The organism is Bartonella gabonensis, assembly GCF_903679515.1.
Lineage (GTDB): Bacteria > Pseudomonadota > Alphaproteobacteria > Rhizobiales > Rhizobiaceae > Bartonella > Bartonella gabonensis.
Map to the genome: position 1 here is coordinate 1 of NZ_CAHOYM010000088.1, position 1688 is coordinate 1688.

The 1688-nt window shown below is 34.5% G+C and carries 2 protein-coding genes; both read left to right on the forward strand.

The genetic code is table 11. The features are described 5' to 3' along the window. Positions 1 to 704: DUF3987 domain-containing protein (locus HWX04_RS08080; RefSeq protein WP_175869607.1), on the forward strand; the 704-nt coding region annotated here is incomplete at its 5' end. A gap of 591 nt (positions 705 to 1295) precedes the next feature. Beyond that, positions 1296 to 1688 (forward strand): restriction endonuclease (locus tag HWX04_RS08085; protein ID WP_175869608.1); only part of this gene is annotated, 393 nt, incomplete at its 3' end.

The window sequence follows — 1688 nt, forward strand, 5'->3', positions numbered from 1 at the left end:
TTCAAGCCATACACCATGGAATAAATGATGACGGTTTATTGCAACGGTTTCAAATGTTGGTGTGGCCCGATGAGACAAAAGATTGGCAATTGGTTGATAGACCACCCAATCAAGAGGGTTGGCAAAAGTATGAAGGTGTTTTTCGCTCTTTTCGTGATAAACGACTAGGTTCTCCAGAGCACCCGCTGATCATGCGTTTTATGCCAAAAGCACAAGAAAAATTTTATGAATGGCTAGAAAATCTTCATAGAGAGGCAAAAAGTGGTCATTTCTCTGAAAGCTTACAATCGCATCTTTTAAAAATGCCTAAGACCATAGCAAGCCTTGCGTTGATTTTTGAACTTCTTGACAGTGGTCGTTTTGAAATTGGTCTCTATGCCATTACAACAGCCTTGCGTTGGGAAAAATATCTGATAAGTCATGCAAAACGTCTTTATGCAGCGCATGATACATTAACAGCAGAGCGTGCAAAATTAATTGTTGAACGCTGTGATCATTTACCCGATGTTTTTACTTTACGTGATATTCATCAAAGAAATTGGACTTCTTTAAAAGACAATCAAGCTGTGAAGCAAGCTTTAGAGCTTTTATGCCGTTGTAACTATATTCGTGCAATATCTGGAGACAATAGCTCTAAAAGCGGTCGTCCTACCATACGCTATGAATGGAATCCTTTAGTCAAAAGTTATAAGACATCACAATAAGCAATCTGGAAATCTTATAAAACACTAAACTTTATAGCCTTTATTTGTGTCATGAACCTTCAAAGTTTTTTTATTTCTTAATTTCGAGGATTTTGAAGATTTTGAAGGTTCTTTTTACGCCCCCTTATATATTTTTTAAAATCAAAAAATAAAAGTTATTATATTTCAAATGGTTAATTTTTATCAAGTTTAAAAATAACAACCTATAGTGATATGATAAACATATGGATACAACTAATAATATATTTTGAAGGTATTTTGAGAGTGTTAGAAACCTTCAAAACCTCTCTGTAGAATTTGTTATAAAACTTATCAAAATACTCATTATGATGTTTTAAAAGCACGTATTGCATCTGTCTTGATTAACATATGAAATAACCAGTAAATTTCACTTCTTTGCTGATCTAACCATATATCATAGGTTGTTGATAAGTATTCTTTAAAAACCTCTTTTGAAAAAATTATCGGCTTTTTTAGCACTTTTTTCTCACTTTATTATCGATATTTGTTTTAAGTGCATTTAATTGAATTCGTTTTGATTCTTTTGATGATTATTGATCATCTTATAAGGCAAGGGATTTTTATTATAATATGCTGCAATCTGTTAAGTCTGATCATGAACACGTCACGATACGCTCTCTGTTGGAATATTATCGCAAACAAGCAAAATCACCCCGTGAATTGGGAACCCTTTTTGAAAATCTTGTGAAGGATTATCTGTCTGAAGACCCTCTTCAAAAGCAAGAATACGAAAAGGTTCAGACTTATTCGGAATGGGCTGAGGAACATGATGAAGATGGGCGTGATATCGGCATTGATTTGGTGGCGACAATCCGTGATCAAGGGGGCTATGCGGCTATTCAATGTAAATGTTATGATGCCTCTCACATCATTAAAAAAGAAGATATTGATAGTTTTATCGCTGCCTCTGGGAAGAAAATATTCACGCGTCGCATACTGGTTGATAGCACTGAAAGCAATTGG